We start from the raw sequence: 17,655 nt of genomic DNA, 5'->3' as shown, positions 1-17,655 counted from the left end.
CCATTCAATAACAAAGCTCGTCCAGCGCCGCCGCGAACACCTCCGCCCCCATCGGGATGAGGTCGTCGGGGAAATCGTAATTCGGATTGTGCAAGCTTGGCGTCTCGACACCCGCCCCCAGCAGGAACATTGCCGATCTGGACCCCGCACGGAACCGCCCGAAATCCTCCGACGCACGCATCGGCAGTTCGGCGGTCGTTGGCGGCACGCCAGCAGCGCGCAATGCCGCTTGCAGGATCTCCGTCGCTTGAGGGTCGTTTTCACAGTGGTGGAAAATGTCGTGATAGGAAATCTCATGCTCCAGCTTGTGCGTCTCGGCGGCCTGCCGCACCAGATGCTCTGCGCGAGTGACCAGGGCGGCCATCGCCGCGTCTTGCTGGGTGCGCAGGGTCACCCAGATCTCGGCGTCGCCGGGTGCGATCCCGAATGCCCGTTCGCCCAAATGCGCATGTGTGACCGTCACCAGCGCAAACTCGGGATTGGCGCTGTCCTGCCCTCGCGCAAGTGCTGTCAGATCTGTCAGCAGTGACGCCAGCGCTGGTGCCGGAGAGATCCCCTTGTCAGGCTGCGAGGCATGGGAGGTGCGCCCACGAAAGCTGATCTTCATGCCACGCGAGGCGCAGTTCATCGGACCTGCGGCGATCACGGCATGGCCCAACGGCAGGCCGGGGAAGTTGTGCAACGCAAAAGCATAGTCGGGCGTGATCGCGGCAAAACGGGCATCTTCGATGACCCGCGCGGCGCCCGATCCGTCCTCCTCGGCGGGTTGGAACAGCAGAACGACGCGGCCTTTTGCCGGAGGGTTGCGCCCCAGCCAGCGCGCCGTCGCGGCCAGTATCGCCATATGCCCGTCATGCCCGCACAGATGCCCCTTGCCGGAAATCTGCGACAGATGCGGCAGATCGGGGTTCACCTCGTCGATCGGCAACGCGTCCAACTCGCAGCGCAGCATCACCGTCGGACCTTCCGCGCGCCCCCCATAGATCGCGGCGACACCGTGCCCGCCCAGTTCGGTCAGGATGGCATCCGGCCCGGTCGGCGTCAGCATCTCGACCACGCGACGTGCCGTCTCGGCTTCCTCTCCCGAAACCTCGGGGTGGCGGTGCAACTCGCGTCGCCACAGCGTGAGTTCTTCGACGTCGCTGTTGGTCAGCATCTGGCCCGAAGTGGCAGTGTCCGTCATGTCCCGTTCTCCCTCGCGGTATCGCCGCACCGCCTAGCCTAAGGGTTGGACCGGAATGACACAAACCCCTTGCGCATCGGCATACACACGGCGAATTGACGTGCTTTTCCGGGCAAAGCCATCCATGCTTACCCTCGCCAAAACCAGATGAAAGCCCTGTCGATGAAAGCCCTGCGCCAGATCGTTGTTTCGTTGATCCTGCTTGCCGCCGGGCTTTACGTCTGGATTACCTACGTGCCTGCGTCCCAGCCGTTCCTGGCCAAGCTCGGCGTATTCGAGCTCTTGGGCATCACACCCTCCGAGGCGGCACAAGCCGCACCCGATCAGCGCGGGGGCGCTGGCGGTGCGGTGCCGGTGGTGACCGCACGCGTCGGCGAACAGGCCCGTGCCGACCTCATTACCGCCATAGGCGATGGCCGCGCGCGCCGGTCGGTCACCGTGCGCTCGAATGCGGTCGGCACGATCACCGACCTTGCCATCGCATCGGGGCAATATGTCGAGGCGGGCACCATCATCGCAAGCCTTCAGGACGAGGCCGAGAAGATTGCGCTGGAAAAATCGCAGATCGAATTCGAGAACGCCCGCACCGAAGCCGCGCGCATCGCGCAACTGCAGACCTCGGGGGCAGTGACCGAAGTGCGCCTGCGCGAATCCGAACTGGCGCTGCGCAGCGCGGAACTGGCGGTGCGGCAGGCTGAGTTCGATCTGTCGCAACGCCAGATCACCGCGCCCATCGCAGGCTGGGTCGGGATCATCGACCTGGAAGAAGGCGACCGCGTCAACGCACAGGACGTGCTGGTGACCATCACCGACCGGTCCGACATCCTGATCGACTTTCGTGTGCCCGAACGGGTGATCGGCCTGATCGACGTGGGCCAGCAGATCGAGGTCACGCCGCTGGGTCAGCCCGACGCAATTCTCAGCGGCGAAATCAGCGTGGTCGACAGCGTCGTGGACCGCGCCAGCCGCACGCTTCTGGCACAGGGCCGGGTGCCCAACGACGCCGATCTTCTGCGCGCGGGCATGGCGTTTTCGGTCAACCTGTCCTTTCCCGGCGAGACGCTTTTGTCCATCGCCCCGCTGGCCGTGCAATGGTCCAGCGACGGACCGTTCGTCTGGGCGGTCCGCGACGGCAAAGTGGCGCAGGTGAACGTGGCGATTGCGCAGCGGACCAGCGATGCGGTGCTGGTGCGCTCGGATGATCTGCGTGCCGACGACGTGGTCGTGACCGAAGGCGTGCAGTCCCTGCGCACCGGGTCCGAGGTCAGCCCGCAGTCGGACGAGGCGGCGGCCATGCGCAGCACCACCACCACCGCAGGCGACACGCTATGAGCGCGAACGCATCCTCCGGCACAGCACTGTTCGTGCGCCGCCCGATCCTGGCCTTCGTGCTGAACGCCCTGATCGTCCTGGCAGGCGTGGCCGGGCTGTTCGGCGCTGAAATCCGCGAATTGCCCAATGTGGACAGGCCCGTGGTCACGATCACCACGCGCTTTGACGGGGCATCGCCCGAGACGGTGGATCAGGAACTGACCGGCCGGATCGAGGGCGCGGTTGGCCGCGTGTCGGGCGTGCGCTCGATCTCGTCAAACTCGCGCTTTGGGCGCAGCCGGGTGACGCTGGAATTCAACGACAATGTCGATATCGACGTGGCCGCCACCGATGTGCGCGATGCGGTCGCGCGGATCGTGAACCAGTTGCCCGAAACCGCGGACCAGCCCGAAATCGTCAAGGCCGACGCCAACGCCCAGCCGGTGATGCGCATCGCGGTCACCTCGGCGGGCCGCTCTCCGCAGGAACTGACGGCCATTGTCCAGGACCGCATCGAGGACCGTCTGATTTCCGTCGAAGGTGTCGCCGACTTGCAAATCTACGGCGACCGCGAACCGATTTTCCGTGTCGACATCGACCAGCTCAAGCTGGCCAGCCGCGGTCTGACCCTGGGCGACATGCAGCGCACGCTCTCGAATCTGGCCTTCGACACACCGGCGGGCGATCTGGCCGGCGACCGCCAGTCGATCAACGTGCGCACCACCGCGACCGTCGCCACCACCGCCGCCTTCGAGGCGCTGGAGATCAAGCCCGACGTCAAGGTCGGCGATGTCGCGACGGTCACGCTGGGGCCAGCCTCGGGCGAGACGGTGTTGCGCGCCAACGGGCAGCAGGGTCTGGGCATCGGCGTCATCCGGCAGGCCACGTCGAACACGCTGGAGATTTCCGCAAGCGTGCGCGCCGTCGTGGAAGAGCTGAACCAGACGCTGCCCGATGACGTGACCATTGCGGTCACCTCGGACGACGCGATCTTTATCTCGGGTTCGATCGAAGAGGTGCTGACGACGCTGGGCTACGCCGTGGCGATCGTGGTCGCGGTGATCTTCCTGTTCCTGCGCGACGCTCGCGCGACCCTGATCCCCACTCTGACCCTGCCCGTGGCGCTGATTGGCACGCTGGCTGCGATCTACATTGTCGGATTCTCGATCAACATCCTGACGCTTCTGGCGCTGGTGCTGGCGACCGGCATGGTCGTCGACGACGCCATCGTGGTGCTGGAAAACATCGTGCGCCAGCGTGCGGCGGGCATGGGGCCACGCGCCGCTGCGGTCAATGGCACCTCGCAGGTGTTCTTTGCCGTCGTCACCACCACCGCAACGCTGGCTGCCGTCTTCGTGCCGCTGTCGTTCCTGCCGGGGCAGGCGGGCGGGCTGTTTCGCGAGTTCGGCTTTACGCTCGCGATGGCGGTGCTGCTGTCCTCGGTCGTGGCGCTCAGCCTGTGCCCGGTGCTGGCCAGCCGCCTGCTGACCAAGGCCCCGGATACGGAGGCGCGCGGGCCGATGATCTGGCTCGGTAACCGGCTGATGCGCGGCTACGAGGCGACGCTGCGTGGCGCATTGGCGATGCCCTTCGTGATTGTGCTGATCGCGGTCTTTGTCGCGGCCACGGCGGCGATGATGGCGGGCGGTATCCGCCAGGAACTGACCCCCGCCGAGGACCGCGCCGTCGCATTGCTCAGCGTGACTGCCCCGCAGGGCGTCTCGCTCGACTACACCCGCGCCAAGATGCGCGAGATCGAGGATATCGTTGTCCCCATGCAAGAGCGCGGCGAGGTGACCAACGTCTTTTCGATCACCGGCTTCGGCGCGGACAATCGCGGGTTCATGGTGTTCACCCTGGCCAAATGGGACGAGCGCACGCGCAGCCAGCAGGACATCGTGGGCGAGATCAACGGCAAGCTGCGCGGCATCATCGGCGTGCGTGCCTTCGCGATCCAGCCGAATTCCCTCGGGATTCGCGGCGCGGGTCGCGGTCTGGCCTTTGCCATCACCGGCGACAGCTACGACCAACTGGCCGAGGTTGCCGAAACCATGGTCGCCCGGCTGAGCGAAAACCCCGAAATGGGTCAGGTCCGGCTGGAATACGAACGTACGCAACCCCAGCTTTTCGTGCAGATCGACCGGTCGCTGGCCGCCGATCTGGGCATCGACATCACCGGGCTGGGCCAGGCGCTTCAGGCGATGCTGGACGGGCGCACGGTCGGGTCGGTGTTCATCGAGGACAAGAGTTTCGACGTCAAGATGCTGTCGACGTCCAATCCGGTCAACGATCCGGGCGATCTTGAGAACATCTTTGTCCAGTCGGGCAACGATCTGATGGTGCCACTGTCCAGCTTCGTCACGCTGGAGGAACGCGCCGTGGCACCCGAACTGGACCGCGAGGGGCAGAACCGGTCCGTCGAGCTGACGGCGGGCCTGACCCCTGATTTGTCACTCGGCGACGCGCTGGAACAGGTGCGCGAGATCGGCGCAGAGGTTCTGGCCGAACAGAACCGCATCGTGCCGCTGGCCGAGGCCGCGACGCTGGACCAGACCAATTCGGGCATCTTCCTGACCTTCGGCTTTGCGATCCTCGTCGTGTTTCTGGTGCTCTCGGCCCAATTCGAAAGCTTTATCTCCGCCGTGGTGGTGATGGCGACGGTGCCGCTGGGGCTGGCCTGTGCTGTCTTCGCGCTGCTGCTGACAGGCCAAAGCCTGAACGTCTACAGCCAGATCGGGCTGGTGATGTTGATCGGGATCATGGCCAAGAACGGCATCCTGATCGTCGAATTCGCCAATCAGCTTCGGGACAAGGGCGACGACGTGCATGACGCGATCCTCGCCGCCTCGACGATCCGGCTGCGTCCGGTGATGATGACCATGACCTCGACCGTGGTGGGCGGCATCCCCCTGATCTTGTCGGCAGGGGCGGGGGCCGAAGCACGCGAGGCGCTGGGCTGGGTCATCGTCGGTGGCCTCGGGATGGCGACGCTGTCCACATTATACCTGACGCCAGTGGCCTACCTGCTGCTCGCCCGCTTCTCGACGCCCAAGGCCAAGGAAGAGGCGCGTCTGCAATCGGAACTGAGCGCTGCGCAGGGCATCTAGCCTTGCGCGGACTTGGAAGATGCTGTGGGTGAACCTTTCGCTGACCCCGCGAATAACGTGGCAAGCAGCGGATTGGGAAACTTGCGCTTGGCGGTGACCGCATAAAAGCTTTCGGTCAACCCGACGACCGCGTCCGCCTCTTTCAGCAGGCCCGATTCCAGCTCGTTCTTGACGACGATGGGCGGCAGCACGGCCAGCCCGATGCCCTCACGCGCCAGCAGACGCATCATCGCCATGTCGTCCACTTCCGCGGCCAGAACCGGCCTGACCCCCAGCTGCGCGCACAGCGTGTCGAACCCCGCCCGCACCGGGCTTTCCAGCGTCGGCACGATGATCGGATGCGTGTTCAGCAGCTCGCGCAAGGTCTTGTTCGCACCGATCCGCTCTGGCCTGCCGATCACGCTGACGGGTTGCTGCGACACCGGCTGCACGATGAACGCGGTCAGCGCATCCGGCGCAGGCGCGCGGTTGGTCAGCACCACGTCCAGGCTCAGCGTCTCCAACCCCTGCAACAGCTCGATTGACGTGCCCGAGCGCAAGACCAGTTCCACCTGCGGTGTGCCCAGCAAGGGCCGCAGAAATTCGATCTGAAAGTTGCGCGACAGCGTGGCCAGCGCGCCCACGCGCAACACCTGCTGCACGCTGCCGGTCCGGCGCAGCGTGTCCACCAGTTCCTGTCCTGCGCCAAAGATCGTGTCGGCATAGTCCAGCGTGATCCGCCCTGCTTCGGTCAGATGCAGCTGCCGGTTGCGGCGCTCGAACATCGGCTGGCCCAGCCGATCCTCCAGCTTGCGGATCTGCACCGATACGGCGGATTGCGACAGGTTCAGCCGTTCCGCCGTGCGCGTCAGGTTTCCGTCGCGGGCGACCTCCCAGAAATAGCGCAGATGATTATAGTTCATATCCGACATATCGTTCTATATATACGAACGTTTCATTGCAAACAATGAATTTTTATCGCGCAAAGCGGTTGCCTATGACGGTCCAGATCAATCTGCCGCCACAGGAGTTTTCATCATGATCCATTTGTTACCGCTGCTTGCGCCTGCCTTGTTCCTTGGGGCCATGGCGATGATTCATTTGCGCCGCGACATGGGCGCACAATCCACGGCCCTGCTGGGTGAAGGGGCCGCAGCCTTGGCGCTGCTGGTGGCGATGTGGTCGCTGGGGGTGCTTTTGGTCTTCGGTCCCGGCGACAGCGTGCTGCTGGGTTTCGCTGGCATCGGGCTGTCGGCGCGGGTCGATGTGGTCAGCGTGGTGATGCTGCTTCTGGTCACCTTCATCGGCTGGGTTGTGGTGCGCTATGCGCGCACCTATCTCGACGGCGAAGCGGGGCAGGGGCGCTTTACCTTCTGGCTGCTGGCGACGCTGGCCGCCGTGCTGCTGCTGGTGCTGGCGGGCAATGTCATCCAGTTCGTCGGAGCATGGATCACCACCAGCCTGTGCCTGCACAAGCTGCTGCTGTTCTATCCCGGCCGTGCAGCCGCGCAGCGCGCCGCGTTCAAGAAATTCGTGACCGCGCGTGCGGGCGACGCCGCCCTGATCGGTGCCGTGGCCCTGCTGATCGCGACCTACGACACCACGCAGATCACCCAAATGCTGGCCGCCGCACGTCTTGGCGAAGGCGGCGCGCTGGCGATAGGTGCAGCCGCCCTGCTGGCGCTTGCAGCCGTGCCGAAGTCCGCGCAGTTCCCCACCCACGGCTGGCTGACCGAAGTGATGGAGGCACCCACGCCCGTGTCTGCCCTGCTGCATGCGGGCGTGGTGAACGGCGGTGGCTTTCTGCTGATCCGCTTTGCCGACGTTATGCTCTTGTCGCCGCTGGTGCTGGCCGTGCTGGTCGGCATCGGCGGGTTTACCGCGCTCTTCGGCGGGGTGGTGATGCTGACACAGCCTTCGGTCAAGGTCTCGCTGGCCTGGTCCACTGTTTCGCAGATGGGGTTCATGATCCTGCAATGCGGGCTGGCGCTCTTTCCGCTGGCGCTGCTGCATATCGTGGCGCACTCGCTCTACAAGGCGCATGCGTTCCTCTCCGCCGGTGGTGCGGTCGCGCGTGTGGCCGCGATCCGCAGGCCCGGACCCATCGCCGTACCCTCGCTCGGCGCGGTCGCGCGGGCCTTCGGGCTGGCCATCGCGATCTACGGTGGTGTCTACCTTGCCTCCGGCATGCTGGTCGGTTTCGGCAACAAATCACCGCAGGCGGTGGCGCTGGGTGTGATCCTGATCCTGGGCGTCGGCTACCTGCTGGCGCAAGGGCTGGCCGATGCCGCGCCCCGCGCGCTGACCCGGCGGACCGGTGTTCTCTCGGTCGCCGCCGCACTGTCGTATTTCGCCCTGCAACGCGGGTCCGAATGGCTGACGGCAGGCACCTTGCCAGCCGCCCCCGTCGCGGGACCGCTGGAATGGGCGCTGATCCTGCTGGCGCTGTGCAGCTTTGGCGCAGTCGCGCTGGCGCAGTCGACCCTGCCGCTGTGGTCGCATCACCCGGCGGCGCAGGGCCTGCGGGTTCATCTGAGCAACGGATTTTACATCAACGCAATCGAAGACCGGCTGCTGAACATCTGGTCGCGGAACACTTCGAAAACAGGAGCGAAACCATGAAGACGCACAGCTTTTCCGGCCATTCGGGCACCGATCTCGAGTTTATCGCATCCTCCGAGACCGCCAGCCGCGCCATTCCACCGCTCTGGCCGCTCGCTGCATCGGTCGCGGTGAACCCGTTCCTGGGACAGACCGAGCTGACCCTCGCGCAGACCTCCGCTCTGCTGGGGCGGGTCGCAGGCCTGCGCGTGACGATGCCGAACAGGTGGTATCACACACGTATCGCCGATGGCACCATCAACGACGCCGACCTGATGGCGGCACTGGCAGCAGCGCCTGCCGGTGCGCCGGACGACTTGGCCGCGCTCAAGGCTGCGGCAGCGGCCACCGATGCCGCGCCCACCGCTTTGCCCACCATCGCGCATCTGGCGGCAGAGGCTTCGGGCATCGACTGGCCCGGTCTGATCGAGGACCGGATCGGGGCCTGGGCCGCCGGGCATTTCGATGCAGGTCAGGCGCTGTGGCAGGTCGCACCGGGGGTCGGCGCGTACGAAAGCTGGCAGGTCTTTGCCAGCCGGGACCTCACGCCCGAGATTGCAGGGCTTGCCGGGTTCGCAGGCATGGTCGCCGCCATGCCCGCACAGGCACGCGCTGCCCTTGCGCTGTCCTGCGCGTCACTCAAGCTGAGCCCGGATGCCGCCGCGACCTATTTCCACCAACTCCTGATGGGCATGGGCGGCTGGGCGCAACTGGCGCGCCAGCGGCTCTGGCAGGCAGAGCTTTCGGGGGCGACCGATCCCATCACCACCGACATGCTGGCGATCCGGCTGACGTGGGAAAAGGCGCTGCTGGCGCAATACGCGCCGCAGATCGCCGCGCGCTGGGCCGAGGTTTGCGCGGTTCACGCCACGCCGCCCGAAGCGACAGCAGAACAGATCGCCGCCGGTGTCCTGCAGGACGCGGCAGAGCGCGCAGCACAACGCGCGCTTGCCGTCACCCTGTCCGCTCCGGCCCAGGACACACCGCAGGACCGGCTCGTGTTGCAGGCCGCATTTTGCATCGACGTCCGTTCAGAGGTGTTTCGGCGGGCCTTGGAAAGCGTCGATCCTGCGATCCAAACTATTGGCTTTGCGGGATTTTTCGGCCTGACCCCGGCGCACCGCGACTTTGCCTCGGACGTGGACGAGGCGCGGTTGCCGGTGCTGTTGAACCCAGTGCTGCACACGACGGCGACACCCGCCAATGCGGCACATGCGGACACGGCTGCGCGCCTGCGGGCGCGGGCCGAACGGGCCTGGGGGCGGTTCAAGCTGGCGGCGGTGTCTTCCTTTGCCTTCGTCGAGGCGGCAGGTCCGGTCTATGTGGCCAAGCTGCTCCGCGATGCGCTGGGGCGGCCTGCGGACGCGCAGAATGCGCCGCACGCACCGCAGTTCAGCGATGATTTCGCCCTGTCCGACAGGATCGCGGCGGCGGCCAAGATCTTGCGGGCGATGTCGCTGGCTGACGGGTTCGCGCCGCTGGTCCTGCTGGTCGGGCACGGTGCCAGCGTGGTCAACAACCCCCACGCCAGTGCCCTGCATTGCGGGGCCTGCGGCGGCTACAAGGGCGACGTGAACGCGCGCCTGCTGGCTGGGCTGCTGAACGACGCAGAGGTGCGCAAGGGGCTGGCGCAGAATGGAATTTCCATCCCCGCCGACACGGTCTTTGTCGGCGCGCTGCACGATACCACCACCGACGACGTCACGCTGTTTGCGTCAGATCCGGGTCACCTTGCGTCCGGCACGAAGCTGGACAAAGCCAGAAACTGGCTTGCGGCGGCGGGCACGCTGGCGCGGACCGAACGGGCGTTGCGGCTGCCTCGGGCCGAGGCCGGGACGGTGGCCAGACGCAGCGCCGACTGGGCCGAAACCCGCCCCGAGTGGGCGCTGGCTGGCTGCAATGCGTTCATCGCGGCACCGCGCCACCGGACACGGGGCAAGGCGTTGAATGGCCGCGCATTCCTGCATGACTACGACTGGCAACAGGATGACGGCTTTGGCGTGCTCGAGTTGATCCTGACTGCGCCCGTGGTCGTCGCCAGCTGGATCAGCCTGCAATATTACGGGTCGGTCGTGGCACCGCAGATGTTCGGTGCGGGCAACAAGCTGCTGCACAACGTGACGGGGGGCATCGGTGTGGTCGAGGGCAATGGCGGCACCCTGCGCGCGGGTCTGCCCTGGCAATCTGTACATAATGGGGCGGAATATGTACATGATCCGCTGCGCCTGTCTGTCTGCATCGAAGCGCCCGCCGAAGCGGTGACCGACATTCTGGAGCGGCACCCGAATGTGCGCGCGCTGTTCGACAACGGCTGGCTGCACCTGTTCCTGCTGGATGCCAAGGGCCAGATGGCGCAACGCTATGACGGCGATCTGAAATGGTCCGCCGTTGCGCACCCTGAAGGCGAGCGCGAGGCCGCCTGAACCCCCGCAGGCACCCCCGGCGACAGGCTGGGGATGCCTGCGGTCACATCAAAGTCCGCGGCGCGCGATGGTCTCGGCCAGTTCCGCCACAGCCCGCCCGCGTGCGGACGCGATGGCGGCGGCAGGTGTCGGGCCGCCCGCTATGGGTTCTGCGATGGCAAAGGACTGCGCCGACGCGCGCCCGCCTGCTTCGGGGGCGACGAAATACTGACCCGACAGCAAAAAGACGCCCTCGGCGGTGGCCAGCAGTTCCTCGATCCGCACGTCAACCTTGGCCGCAGGGAATTCACGAAACGGCCAGGGTGCGGGGGCCACCGTCACGCCGGTGATCGCGCCCAGATCGCGCGAAAGTTGCAGCGTGATCGCGCGCGCCGGAAGGTCGGCCCAAAGCGTGCCGGTGGGAGAGATTGCGCCATCCGCGGCGCGGAAATAGATATCTTCGGCGGCGGCATAGCTGGGCAATGTCACTTCGGACACTTCCAGACTGGAAAAGCTGGACGCGATCCGCGTTTCGGGTGCGACCACGGGGGCTGCGACCCGCACTTCGGTCGAGCAGGCCGCCAGCAGCGTTGCAAGGCCAAGGGCAGCGATCCTGCCTGTGTTGATCATCATCATAGTTTTACCGTCCCAGGATTAGCGAGTTTGGATTGCGTTCAATGGCGCGCGCCAGCCGTTCGATGGCAGAGGCAGCCGCCTCGATCTGGCGCAATGCGGCACTGGTTTCGCGCGAGAATTGCGATTCCCGCCCGTAGGTGCTGAGGGTCGCACCGGCCTGATTGGCGACGCTGCGCAACTGTTCTGCGATGCCGGGCAGCAGCCCGGTTGCCTCTTCCACCGCAGAGGCCGCGTCGCGCGCAGAGGCAAGCGTGGCGTTGGCGTTGTTCACCAGACCGCCTTCGCGCAGCTCTGCAAGCGTGAGGTTCAACTGTTCCAGCGCCTCGTTCAGCTCTTGCGGCAGTGCGCGGGTCGAGGGCTGGTCGATCAGCGCCTCGGCTGCGGCGATCAGGCTTGTGGTGCGGTCGGCAAGGGTCTTGATCGACACCTCTTCGGCGTCGTCCAGAATGGCACCTGCCTGCTCGACGATGCCGGGTAGCCCGCCTGCGGCCTCTTCGACGCTTGCGATGGCACCGATCAGCTGGTCGATCACGTTGCGACGCTCGATTTCGGTGACGATGGTGTTCAGCTTGCCCGAGATCTGTTCCAGATCCCTCAGCACAACCGAAACCTGGCCGGGGATCGCCTGAAGCTCTTCGCCCTCGACCACGCCGCGCGCTGCCGACAGGATGCCGCGCAGCTCTTCGGGCGCATCTTGCAGCGCCTGCGACCCCACGAGGGCGGTGGCGTTGTCGAGGAAACCGATCGCGGATTGCATGACTTCTTCGATGGGCAGATCGTTCACCCGTTGCAACACACCCTGCGCCGAGGTCGCGACATCGGTGATGTCGGCTTCGGTGGTGGGCAGCACGGGATAAGGATCGGCGTCCAGATCAAGCGTTGCGTCTTCGGCCCCTTCGACGTCGATCAGGCGGATTTTCAACGCGCCGGTCAAAAGCGATGCATTGGTCAGCTGCCCGCGCAGCCCGTCGGCCACACGCCGGCTGAGGAAATCCAGCAGATCGTCGTCGCCCGCTTCCTCCCCCAGACCGATCCGGCTGGGGTTGATGCGCATGGTGGTCAGCAGCCGCACGTCGTCGTCGCCAAAGCGGTCCGCATCGACGATGCCGGTCAGCGATGTCACCTCGCCCACGCGCAGGCCGCCCAGTTCGACGGGCGCGCCGGGGGTCAGCCCTGCGAGGTTCTGTTCGAATATCATGGTCAGCGTCACGCTTGAATCGTCGCCATCGCCTTCGACGAGAAAGTCGTCGCGCGCGGTTTCTTCGCTGGGAAACAGCTCGAACACCGCGGCGTCGGTCAATGGATCACCGCCCGATCCCATGGTTTCGAAGGTGACACCGCCCGAAATAAGCGAGGCGAAACTGTCGAAGTTCAGCCGCGCGCCCGACGCGCCCAGCGAGAAGGAAAAGCCCGACACATCCCAAAAGCGCGTGCCGGATGTCACCAGCTGAGTGAAAGGTTCGTAGATCACCGCCGGGGCCGTGACGCCGCTGCCGTCTGCATTGATTTCTGCCCCGGCGACCTGACCGACCTGCACGCCCTTGTAGAGGATCGGCGTGTTCGCGGTGGGCAGGCTGTCGGTCGAGCGCAGGGTAAAGCTGATGCCCTCGCGGCCCGAGTCCAAGAGCGGCGGGTTCGACTGGCCCTCGAAGGCGGTTCTGAACCCTTCGGGCGTGCCGTCCCATGCGCCCTGGATATAGACGCCCGACAGCACGGTATCGAGGCCCGTCACCCCCTGGGCCGACACTTCGGGGCGCACGATCCAGAACACGGCGGAGGCGTCGATGAACGGGCTCAGCTCTTTTGCGACGCGCACGCTGACCTGAACCTGTTTCAGGTCTTCGGAAAAGCCGACCTCTTCGACCAGCCCCACGCGGATGTCGCGAAAGCGCAATTCGGTCTCGTCCGCCTTTACGCCTGCGGCGTTTTCGAAGGTGATTTCGATCAGCGGCCCTTGGGAGTTGTAGTTGTTCCACGCGGCCCCAAGCGCGACCACCAAGGCCACGATCGGGATCAGCCAGATGAACGATATACGTTCCCAGATCGAGGGCCTGCCCTCGTGCACGGGGATATTTTCAGGCGTCGGTGTGCGCGGATCGGACATATATCAGGGGGTCTTTCGGGGTTGTTGACGGCTTACGGCATCCCAGATCAGTCGTGAATCAAAGGACTGGGCCGACAGCATGGTGCAGATGACGGATATCGCAAAGGTCAACGCCGCAGGCCCCGGACGGATCGAGGCGACGACAGACAGTTGCACGAGCGACGACAGGATCGCCACGACGAAGACGTCGATCATCGACCAGCGGCCGATGAATTCGACGATCTCGAACAGGTGGGTGCGGGCGCGGGGGGTGACACTGGTGCCGCGCTGCGCGGTGATCGCCAGAAACGCGATGGCCAGGAACTTGCCCACCGGGATCAGCACGCTGGCAATCAGGATGATCGCCGCCACGCCGTAGGCACCATGATGCGCCACCTCGACCGCGCCGCCGACGATGGTGTTTTCCGAGCGGTAGACCAGCGTGTTGGTCACAAGCATCGGATAGATATTGGCGGGGATATAGGCGATGACGCCCGCGATCCACCACGCCCAGACCTTTTGCAGGCTGCGCGTGTCCCGCGAGACCAGCTTGCTGCCACAGCGATCGCAGCGCGCCTGACCCATCGGCCAGACCCGCGAACAGCGCCTGCAAGCCACGAGGCCTGCCTCGCGCGCTGTCAGTCTTCTTCCAGCTCCAGCGACTTCCATACTGACCACGTACACAAAAAGTTATCATTGATAAGAACCAGGACCACCAGAGCGGCGAACATCCAGAATGCGGGCCCGAGGCCGACATGCGCAAGATCCTGCACCTTGACCAGCGCCACGGCGCAGCCAATCGCGAAGATCTCGGCCATCGCCCAGGGTTTCAGCTCTTGCGACCAGCGAAACGCACGGCGGGCGTGCGGCAGCGGCGGGCGGTCGCGCACCACGGGCACCAGCACGTAGAGCGTGAGAATGGTGCGCAAGAGCGGAACGAACAGGATCGCCGCCGCCACCAGGACCGACAGGAACACCATATAGCCCGACCGAAAGCTTGATGCCGCATCCAGGATCGAGGTCGAGTTGCCGAAGCCGCTGGCGTTGATGTCGATGAACGGAAAGAACATCGCCGCGATCACCAGGATCATCACCGTCAGCGTCAGCGCGATCATCTTCTTGCCGGCTTTCTTGCGCGGAGCGATCAGCACGGTGTGGCAATGGGTACAGACCGCGCGTCCGCCGTGTTCAGGCAGGCGCACGACATAGAGCGCATCGCAATGCGGACAGCCGATCAGGTCCTTGATCGCTGCGGCATCGGGCGTGGTGTGTTCCAACTGATCAGGCGACATGCCGGTTCAGGCTCTCCGATTTCTGGGGCGCCGCATTCAGCGCCACCGGACAGGCACTATAGCATTGGCCTGCAAAGGACTATAGCCCGTGTCGGTCGCGCGGACAGGCCTGCCGGGCCAATCTCCGCTCACAAGCTGATGATGCGCGCAGTGTGTGGGGCGCCGAGCGGGGGCCATCGGCAAGACGTCACGGCGCGGGATGATCTGCGCGGTGGACATCAAATCCAGATCGTTCAAAGTGGCGGCAAGCGGTCCGGTGTACCCGTCGGACCATCGCACCATCCGCGCGCCCGCGACAGCCGCGCCCCCATGAGAGAGCCACACCATGAGCGTCATTCCCGCAATCGCAGCCTTTGCCGAAGAACTGACCGCCATCCGGCAGGATTTTCACGCGCACCCCGAACTGGGGTTCGAGGAAGTGCGCACCAGCGGCATCGTCGCGGACACGCTGCGCAGTTACGGCGTGGACGAGGTGCACACAGGATTGGGCGGCACCGGTGTCGTGGCTCTGATCAAGGGGCAGGGCGGCGGCAACCGCCGCGTCGGCCTGCGCGCGGATATGGACGCGCTGCCGATCGAGGAAGCATCTGGTGTGGCCTTTCAGTCGACCAATCCCGGTCGGATGCACGCCTGCGGCCACGACGGGCACACCACGATGCTGCTGGGGGCCGCGCGCTATCTGGCGGACACCCGCAATTTCGACGGCACCGTGGTGCTGATCTTTCAGCCCGCCGAAGAGGGGCTGGGCGGTGCGCGCCGAATGATCGCCGAAGGGCTGTTCGAGAAGTTCCCCTGCGACGAGATCTATGGGATGCACAACGATCCCAATTCCGAGCCCGGCGTGGTCAGCGTGACACCGGGGCCCGCGATGGCAGGTGCCAGTTTCTTCGACATCACGATCAAGGGCACGGGCAGCCACGCCGCGATGCCGCACCAGTCGCAGGACCCCATCGTGATCGGCACCACGCTGGTGCAGCAGTTGCAGTCGGTGGTCAGCCGCAACGTCCCGCCGACCAAGCCGCTGGTGCTGTCGGTGACGCGCTTCAATTCGGGCAGCGCCTATAACGTGGTGCCGGGGGTGGCGACGATCGCGGGTACGATCCGGTATTTCCATGACGAGGTGATCGAGATGGCCGAGGCGCGGGTGCGCGACCTCTGTGGCGGGGTCGCATTGGGGTATGGCGTCGAGATAGAGGTGGAATTGCGCAATGTCTTCGACGTGCTGGTGAACGATCCCGACCTCAGCACCGCCTACCTCACGGCTGCGGCGGATGTGGTGGGCCCCGACATGGCGTCGGAATCGACCCAGCAGGCCACGGGGTCCGAAGACTTCGCCGATATGCTGAAGGTCGTGCCCGGTGCCTATTGCCGTGTCGGTCATGCGGGCAGCGTGCCGCTGCACAATCCTGCCTTCGTGCTCGATGACGCGATCCTGCCCGTCGGCGCCTCGATCTATGCGCGGATCGTGGAGAGCCGCCTGCCCAAGGCCTGAGGCCGGGCCGATCATCTGCCGACAATATATATGCAATGAAAAACCGGTGCAGTGCCGCCGGACCCAAGGAGACCGAAGATGACCAATCCGCTTGAGCTGCCCTTTGACGCCGATGAGATGCTGGAAGGGCTGAAGCCTTGGATCGAGACCGAAAGCCCGACCTTCGACGCAGGCGCGGTGAACCGGATGATGGATCTGGTGCAGCATGAGCTTGCCGCCCTGGGCGCGCGGGTCGAACGTATTCCGGGGCGCATGGGCTTTGGCGACAGCGTGCGTGCGACGATGCCCCATCCCAAAGCGGGGCAGGGGGGCATCCTGCTGCTGGGTCACATGGATACGGTGCATCCGGTGGGCACGCTGGCGCGGCTGCCGTTCAAGCGTGATGGCGGCATCTGCTATGGTCCCGGCCTGATGGACATGAAGGGCGGCAACTATGTCTACCTGGACGCGCTGCGCAAACTGCTGGCCGCCGGGGTCGAGACGCCGCTGCCGGTGACGGTGCTGTTCACACCCGACGAGGAGGTCGGCACGCCCTCGACCCGCGCGCTGATCGAGGCCGAGGCGAAACGGCACAAGTATATCCTGGTGCCCGAGCCTGCCCGCGAAGACGGGGGAGCGGTGATCGGACGCTATGCGATTGCACGGTTCAACCTTCAGACGCGGGGCAAGCCGAGCCACGCAGGCTGGGCGCTGGCGGACGGACGCTCGGCAATTGCCGAGATGGCCAAGTCGGTGGCGGTGATCGAGGGGATGACGACGGAGGATTGCACATTCTCGCTGGGGGTCATCCATGCGGGCCAATGGGTGAACTGCGTGTCGTCGGTTTGCGACGCCGAAGTGCTGTCGATGGCCAAGACTCAAGGGCAGTTGGATGCGGGCGTGGCAAAGATGCTGGCGCTGAATTCGGACGCGGGTGACGTGATCATGGAGGTAAAGCGCGGCGAGACCCGCCCGGTGTGGGAACCCGACCAGCCCGGCACGATGGCGATGCTGGCGCTGGCACAGGACATCGCGGGCGAGATCGGGTTCGAGATGTCTGGCGCATCGTCGGGCGGCGGCTCGGACGGCAACTTCACCGGCTTCATGGGACTGCCGACGCTGGATTCGATCGGGGTGCGTGGCAAGGGGCTGCACACGCTGAACGAACACATCGAAATCGACAGCCTGGTGGAGCGGGCAAAGCTGGCGGCGGGGCTATATTGCCGGTTGGGCGCGTGAATCGGCAGGCTGAGGAGGGCGATTCCTGACGTGCGGACCGATTCACCCCTGAAACTTGGGGTGACTCGGCCCGAATGAGGGGAGGACTCGGGCAGTGAATCGGATTTCGGGGCTGATTTGGGTGAAAAGCCCGTGGATTTAAGCGAAGGTCAGGCACGAACCGCTGCTCTGCTGCAATTTTCATCCTGCGTAACGCTTTGTTTTTATGAGATATTCAATCTTAGTTCAGAAAACCGTCATAATGTTGAAAAAAGGGGTTGCGGGTTTTGGGTGTTAGACTTAGAACCCCCTTCACCGGCGGCGCAGTGATGCAGCGGCGGGGCGCCAGACGGGCCGGAGCGGAGACGCAAG

Annotated in this window: 12 protein-coding genes; 6 read left to right on the top strand and 6 right to left on the bottom strand. The window is 65.2% G+C overall.

The window, feature by feature from the left end:
* Positions 1–4 precede the first annotated feature (4 nt).
* The gene (locus NTA49_RS15280) at positions 5–1,183 is read right to left on the bottom strand and encodes an amidohydrolase (RefSeq protein ID WP_258295673.1); all 1,179 of its coding nucleotides are present in this window, start codon (positions 1,181–1,183) and stop codon (positions 5–7) included.
* Between the two features lie 147 nt (positions 1,184–1,330).
* Between NTA49_RS15280 and NTA49_RS15275 the strand changes: the two genes are divergently transcribed.
* Positions 1,331–2,515 carry an efflux RND transporter periplasmic adaptor subunit gene (locus NTA49_RS15275; RefSeq protein WP_258295672.1) on the top strand — a complete coding sequence of 395 codons (1,185 nt, stop codon included), beginning with the start codon at positions 1,331–1,333 and terminating at the stop codon, positions 2,513–2,515.
* Positions 2,512–5,601 (top strand): efflux RND transporter permease subunit, encoded by a 3,090-nt coding sequence (locus NTA49_RS15270; protein ID WP_258295671.1) that lies wholly within the window; start codon positions 2,512–2,514, stop codon positions 5,599–5,601. Before NTA49_RS15275 ends, NTA49_RS15270 begins: the two co-directional genes overlap by 4 nt.
* On the opposite strand, the gene NTA49_RS15265 is transcribed toward NTA49_RS15270, so the two are convergent.
* Entirely contained in the window at positions 5,598–6,512 is a 915-nt protein-coding gene (locus NTA49_RS15265) for a LysR family transcriptional regulator (RefSeq protein WP_261368353.1), read from the bottom strand. The two genes, NTA49_RS15270 and NTA49_RS15265, sit on opposite strands and share 4 nt — an antisense overlap.
* Positions 6,513–6,618: 106 nt before the next feature.
* Between NTA49_RS15265 and NTA49_RS15260 the strand changes: the two genes are divergently transcribed.
* Together NTA49_RS15260 and NTA49_RS15255 are read left to right on the top strand one after the other, a co-directional pair.
* Positions 6,619–8,202 (top strand): proton-conducting transporter transmembrane domain-containing protein, encoded by a 1,584-nt coding sequence (locus NTA49_RS15260; RefSeq protein ID WP_258295669.1) that lies wholly within the window; start codon positions 6,619–6,621, stop codon positions 8,200–8,202.
* On the top strand, positions 8,199–10,604 hold the full coding sequence (locus NTA49_RS15255; RefSeq protein ID WP_258295668.1) for a YbcC family protein: 2,406 nt from the start codon (positions 8,199–8,201) through the stop codon (positions 10,602–10,604). Before NTA49_RS15260 ends, NTA49_RS15255 begins: the two co-directional genes overlap by 4 nt.
* Before the next feature lie 48 nt (positions 10,605–10,652).
* Here the strand turns inward: NTA49_RS15255 and NTA49_RS15250 are convergent, their stop codons facing one another.
* From NTA49_RS15250 to NTA49_RS15235, 4 genes are read right to left on the bottom strand one after another with little or no spacing between them, the layout of a single operon-like run.
* Complete coding sequence (locus tag NTA49_RS15250) at positions 10,653–11,216, bottom strand: PqiC family protein (RefSeq protein ID WP_258295667.1); 564 nt, start codon at positions 11,214–11,216, stop codon at positions 10,653–10,655.
* Between the two features lie 7 nt (positions 11,217–11,223).
* Complete coding sequence (locus NTA49_RS15245; protein ID WP_258295666.1) at positions 11,224–13,323, bottom strand: PqiB family protein; 2,100 nt, start codon at positions 13,321–13,323, stop codon at positions 11,224–11,226.
* A gap of 3 nt (positions 13,324–13,326) precedes the next feature.
* Positions 13,327–13,971, bottom strand: coding sequence for a paraquat-inducible protein A (locus tag NTA49_RS15240; RefSeq protein ID WP_261368352.1), 645 nt, complete (start codon positions 13,969–13,971; stop codon positions 13,327–13,329).
* A complete protein-coding gene (locus tag NTA49_RS15235; protein WP_258295664.1) occupies positions 13,941–14,594 on the bottom strand; it encodes a paraquat-inducible protein A in 654 nt (217 codons plus the stop codon). Before NTA49_RS15235 ends, NTA49_RS15240 begins: the two co-directional genes overlap by 31 nt.
* Before the next feature lie 325 nt (positions 14,595–14,919).
* On the opposite strand from NTA49_RS15235, the gene NTA49_RS15230 reads away from it, so the two are divergent.
* Complete coding sequence (locus tag NTA49_RS15230; protein WP_258295663.1) at positions 14,920–16,086, top strand: M20 aminoacylase family protein; 1,167 nt, start codon at positions 14,920–14,922, stop codon at positions 16,084–16,086.
* Between the two features lie 78 nt (positions 16,087–16,164).
* Positions 16,165–17,304: a M20/M25/M40 family metallo-hydrolase gene (locus tag NTA49_RS15225; protein ID WP_258295662.1), complete on the top strand. Its 1,140-nt coding sequence runs from the start codon at positions 16,165–16,167 to the stop codon at positions 17,302–17,304.
* The last annotated feature ends 351 nt before the right edge of the window (positions 17,305–17,655 follow it).

The sequence above is a fragment of the Pseudosulfitobacter koreensis genome, assembly GCF_024733015.1.
Classification (GTDB): Bacteria; Pseudomonadota; Alphaproteobacteria; order Rhodobacterales; family Rhodobacteraceae; genus Pseudosulfitobacter; species Pseudosulfitobacter koreensis.
The sequence above is the reverse complement of the archived record's forward strand: the minus strand, read 5'-3'. Positions and strand labels throughout refer to the sequence as shown.

Bases quoted from the DNA above. Each gene is read 5' to 3' on its own strand.
- NTA49_RS15280 (WP_258295673.1), bottom strand. From the start codon at position 1,183: ATGACGGACACTGCCACTTCGGGCCAGATGCTGACCAACAGCGACGTC.
- NTA49_RS15275 (WP_258295672.1), top strand. From the start codon at position 1,331: ATGAAAGCCCTGTCGATGAAAGCCCTGCGCCAGATCGTTGTTTCGTTG.
- NTA49_RS15270 (WP_258295671.1), top strand. From the start codon at position 2,512: ATGAGCGCGAACGCATCCTCCGGCACAGCACTGTTCGTGCGCCGCCCG.
- NTA49_RS15265 (WP_261368353.1), bottom strand. From the start codon at position 6,512: ATGTCGGATATGAACTATAATCATCTGCGCTATTTCTGGGAGGTCGCC.
- NTA49_RS15260 (WP_258295669.1), top strand. From the start codon at position 6,619: ATGATCCATTTGTTACCGCTGCTTGCGCCTGCCTTGTTCCTTGGGGCC.
- NTA49_RS15255 (WP_258295668.1), top strand. From the start codon at position 8,199: ATGAAGACGCACAGCTTTTCCGGCCATTCGGGCACCGATCTCGAGTTT.
- NTA49_RS15250 (WP_258295667.1), bottom strand. From the start codon at position 11,216: ATGATGATCAACACAGGCAGGATCGCTGCCCTTGGCCTTGCAACGCTG.
- NTA49_RS15245 (WP_258295666.1), bottom strand. From the start codon at position 13,323: ATGTCCGATCCGCGCACACCGACGCCTGAAAATATCCCCGTGCACGAG.
- NTA49_RS15240 (WP_261368352.1), bottom strand. From the start codon at position 13,971: ATGGAAGTCGCTGGAGCTGGAAGAAGACTGACAGCGCGCGAGGCAGGC.
- NTA49_RS15235 (WP_258295664.1), bottom strand. From the start codon at position 14,594: ATGTCGCCTGATCAGTTGGAACACACCACGCCCGATGCCGCAGCGATC.
- NTA49_RS15230 (WP_258295663.1), top strand. From the start codon at position 14,920: ATGAGCGTCATTCCCGCAATCGCAGCCTTTGCCGAAGAACTGACCGCC.
- NTA49_RS15225 (WP_258295662.1), top strand. From the start codon at position 16,165: ATGACCAATCCGCTTGAGCTGCCCTTTGACGCCGATGAGATGCTGGAA.